The organism is Microcoleus sp. AT3-D2 (genome assembly GCF_036705715.1).
Classification (GTDB): Bacteria; Cyanobacteriota; Cyanobacteriia; order Cyanobacteriales; family Microcoleaceae; genus Microcoleus.
Genome location: NZ_JAUBVE010000219.1, coordinates 1 through 1061, shown reverse-complemented (window position 1 = coordinate 1061; position 1061 = coordinate 1). Strand labels below are relative to the sequence as shown.

2 protein-coding genes are annotated in these 1061 nt (G+C 37.8%); both read right to left on the bottom strand.

Translation table 11 applies throughout. The features are described from left to right. Positions 1 to 4: 4 nt before the first annotated feature. On the bottom strand, positions 5 to 196 hold the full coding sequence (locus QUB44_RS31020) for a hypothetical protein (protein ID WP_333373783.1): 192 nt from the start codon (positions 194 to 196) through the stop codon (positions 5 to 7). 206 nt (positions 197 to 402) lie between these two features. Then, the gene (locus QUB44_RS31015) at positions 403 to 600 is read right to left on the bottom strand and encodes a hypothetical protein (RefSeq protein ID WP_333373780.1); all 198 of its coding nucleotides are present in this window, start codon (positions 598 to 600) and stop codon (positions 403 to 405) included. Positions 601 to 1061 lie beyond the last annotated feature (461 nt).

The following is a 1061-nucleotide window of genomic DNA, read 5'->3' as shown; positions in this document are numbered from 1 at the left end:
ATAATTATGAGTTAGCTCTAGGGGGATTAAATTGAAAACTTTCTATTATAGCATAGATTTTTTTTGCAAGAGGTCTATTTTCTTTAGTGGGCGCTCCAAAATAAATACCTGCTTCTTCAAAAACGTGAAGCTTACTAGAGTCTAAGTCATCGAAGGGAGAAGCTTGGAAAACAACATCACGCACATCTGAAGTCATAACCATTCGATAACAGGAGTTAACCTTAAGGAATGTATGGTAAGTAATCCACCGACCTGCTAGTGGATGAATCCAATTGGCAACCGTACTCCTATAATCTTCCTCTAAGTAGGTACGGTTAGATCCTGAAGTTAGTCGAATTAAAGCTTGCAGTCCCACCATCTTTGCGTGATAGATGAGATTTAGGCTCTTTGAGCTCTAGTAACTCACTTCCACACATTTTCAACTGGTATAAGGGTGATATTTTTTTCTAGAGCTACCTTTGCGAACTCATCCCCTAAAGCATTAATAAACATAACAATATCAACTTTATCTGGAGAAGAATGCTGACGAGTTGATACAACAAACCTGTAGAAATCATCGAATTTGCAGTTTGTTGCATAACCCATTATTAAGTCTTTCATTGTTTGTTACCTCAAAATCAGTAGATGTAAACAGTAAACATACTAACAGAGTCTTAATTGAGTCCGGGTATAGCCGTCTAACCGTTGGTCCAAAACGGCTTCTGTAATCACCAAAAAGTTGGCAGAGCCACCAATAATTGTGTCGCAGATATTGTGTTGCCGATGTATAATAAATGAGTCAACCTAACATACCACAAATAGCTCGTGTATGTCAACATCTTCTTACTGCCCGTAGTCATCTCCTTTTCTCGCTCGAATTCGGCGTACCACCAGACTCAAAACCTGAGTGTTCGCACTTAAAAATGTTACCTGCATTACATACTAAAATACCTGATTACTCTCCAAAAACTTCTAAAACCAACCGTCGGAGCGAGGTGAGAATATTTAAGTAGCTAGACAAAATTAATTACATAGTTTTCTCCAAATTCTTTCAGGATTTTTTCCACAGATGTAACAAAAGT